This window comes from Methylobacterium sp. J-068 (assembly GCF_022829445.1).
Taxonomy (GTDB): Bacteria; Pseudomonadota; Alphaproteobacteria; order Rhizobiales; family Beijerinckiaceae; genus Methylobacterium.
This window is the reverse complement of record NZ_JAKSXY010000076.1, coordinates 1-2513: the sequence shown is the minus strand read 5'-3', so window position 1 is coordinate 2513 and position 2513 is coordinate 1. Positions and strand designations below refer to the sequence as shown.

Sequence of the window (2513 nt, the reverse complement as noted above, 5' to 3'; positions counted from 1 at the left end):
TCGATGGAGGAGATGGCGGCCAACGTGAAGCAGAACGCCGACAACGCCAGCCAGACCGAGACCATCGCGCGCCAGTCGGCCAAGGACGCCGAGGCCAGCGGCGCCGCCGTGGGCCGGGCGGTGGATGCGATGCAGACCATCGCGCAGAAGATCACGATCGTGCAGGAGATCGCGCGTCAGACCGATCTTCTGGCGCTCAACGCGGCCGTCGAGGCGGCGCGGGCGGGCGAGCACGGCCGGGGCTTCGCGGTTGTGGCCTCCGAGGTGAGGAAGCTCGCCGAGCGCAGCCAGGCGGCGGCGGCGGAGATCGGCACGCTGTCGACGGATACGGTCAAGGCGGCGCGGGAGGCGGGCGACATGCTGGGCCGGCTGGTGCCGGACATCAAGCGCACGGCGTCGCTGGTCGAGGAGATCACGGCAGCCTGCCGCGAGCAGGATGTCGGCTCGGGCCAGATCAACCAGGCGATCCAGCAGCTCGACAAGGTGACGCAGCAGAACGCGAGCGCCTCCGAGCAGGTCTCGGCGACCTCCGAGGAACTGGCGGCGCAGGCCGACAAGCTCCAGGCGACGATCTCGTACTTCCGGATCGAGGATGCGGGCACGGCCTTCCGGGGCGTGGACGCGGCGGTGACGCAGCTTCGCGAGACGGCGGTGCGGATGAAGGCGCCGTCGGCGGTGGTCCGCTCGCCCGCGCGGGCGTCGGCCCCGCGCCGGGCGGCCCGCGCCCAATCCGCGGGGAGCGGCTTTGCCCTCGACATGGGCGGCGAGGACGAGCGCGACGCCGAGTTCAAGCGCAGCGCCTGACCGGACGACGGTCCCGAAAACCCCCACGCCGCGCCGGGTACCGGTTCGGCGGACGATGCAGACGACCATCGAAGGCCGTGCCCGTTCGCCCCGCGAATTGGCACGGCGCGGACAGGGTGGCCAAGGGTCGGTCACCCGCGCCCTTGTCCATTCGCCGAGCGTTCAGGAGACAGAAGACCATGCGTTTTACGATCAAGACGAAACTCGCGGCCGGCTTCGGCGCGGTCCTTGTGCTCGCGGCGGCGGCGGGTGGCGTCGGCTACCAGAAGCTGACGGCCTCGGACGAGGCGATGAACTTCATCGTCGGCCGCTCCGAGGTCCAGGCCCTGGCGCTCGAGGCCAAGGCCCACGCTCTGCGCGGCGTCTCCAATACCCGGGCGGTGGTGATCAGCACGGACGAGGCCAAGATGGCCGATTTCACCAAGCGCGCGGCGGACAACCGCGCGGATGCCCTCGCCGCCATGGCCAAGGCCAAGGGCTACATCAACTCGGAGGAGGGTAAGCGGCTCTTCGCCGACCTCTCCGAGAAATACGAGGCGCAGCGCGCCCTGGCCGGCAAGGTGTTGGAGCTGACGCGGACGAACTCCGCCGCCAAGGCCTGGACGGAGATCGAGACGACGGGCCGGCCTGCCGCCAATGCCGTGCGGGCGGAAATCGAATCGATCCTGGCCCGGCCGGACATCCAGGCGTCCACCGATCTCATCCTGGACGCCGGCATCGTCCAGGCCCGCTTCGAGCGGGGCTGGGGCCAGCTGCAATCCACCGTCGCCGCCACCAGCATGCAGGCGTTGGAGCAGCGCGTCACCGCGACCAAGCAGATGCGCGCCGAGATGGCCCGCTCCCTGGACGCGTTGACCGGCGCGATGAAGGCCGCCGGGATCGGCAACGACGCCCTGCGGCAGAAGTTCGGCGCCTGGATGATCTCCTGCGACCGGGCCCTCACGCTGGTCGAAGGCGGCGGCGCCCTGAAAGCCTCAGAACTCGCCTCGGGTGAGTACGCGACCCTGAGCACGACCGCCATCCGGGCCTTCGATGCCCTCATCGAGTTCCAGAACGGCCGCATGTTGCAGGCCGTGGCGCAGGCCAAGGCCACCTCGAGCGAGGGGCAGACCCTGCTGATGGCCGCCGTCGCGGGCGCGCTCCTCCTCGGCTTCGCCATCGCGACCTGGCTCGCGCTCTCGATCTCGCGGGGCCTCGCCCGGACGGTGGCGCTCGCGGACGCGGTCGCCCTGGGTGATCTCAGCAAGACCGTCGAGGTGACCTCGCGGGACGAGATCGGCGATCTCGTGGCCGCGATGAACCGGATGACCGCCAACCTGAACACCACCGCGCAACTCGCCGGTGAGATCGCGAACGGCAACCTCACGGTCGAGGCCACGCTGCAGTCGGACAAGGACACGATGGGCCTCGCCCTGCAGACGATGCTGGTCAAGCTGCGCGCCATTGTGAGCGAGGCCCTGGCTGCGGCGGGGAACGTGTCGTCGGGCTCGCAGGAACTGTCGGCCTCGGCCGAGCAGCTGTCGCAGGGCTCCACCGAGCAGGCCTCGTCCACGGAGGAAGCCTCGGCCTCGATGGAGGAGATGGCGGCCAACGTGAAGCAGAACGCCGACAACGCCAGCCAGACCGAGACCATCGCGCGCCAGTCGGCCAAGGACGCCGAGGCCAGCGGCGCCGCCGTGGGCCGGGCGGTGGATGCGATGCAGACCATC

2 protein-coding genes are annotated in these 2513 nt (G+C 70.4%); both read left to right on the top strand.

The annotated features are described in order from the left end of the window. Positions 1 to 804, top strand: an 804-nt coding sequence (locus tag MKK54_RS11615; protein WP_244010988.1) for a methyl-accepting chemotaxis protein, incomplete at its 5' end; no start/stop codon positions are given. A gap of 179 nt (positions 805 to 983) precedes the next feature. Beyond that, on the top strand, positions 984 to 2513 hold a 1530-nt coding region (locus MKK54_RS11610; RefSeq protein WP_244010987.1), incomplete at its 3' end, for a methyl-accepting chemotaxis protein.